Here is a 237-nt window from a genome sequence, read left to right as displayed (position 1 = left end):
CGATACGTTCGCCGACGACCTGAAGGCGATGCTGGACGCGCTCGACCTCACCGACGTGACCCTGGTCGGCTTTTCCTTGGGGGGCGGAGAGGTAGTGCGCTACCTGTCGCGGCACGGCAGCGACCGGATCTCCCAGGCGGTCCTGATCGCGGCGGTGACGCCGATGATGCTGAAGACCCCGGACCATCCCGACGGCGTGGATGCCGGCGTGTTGGAGGAGATCATCGACGGGCTGAG

The 237-nt window shown here is 67.1% G+C and carries 1 protein-coding gene; it reads left to right on the top strand.

From position 1 onward, the window contains the following. Positions 1-237 (top strand): alpha/beta fold hydrolase (locus AC0IXR_RS25180; RefSeq protein ID WP_471762620.1); only part of this gene is annotated, 237 nt, incomplete at both ends.

This window comes from Methylobacterium sp. AC832, from assembly GCF_979256025.1.
This window is presented reverse-complemented; position numbering and strand designations above follow the sequence as displayed.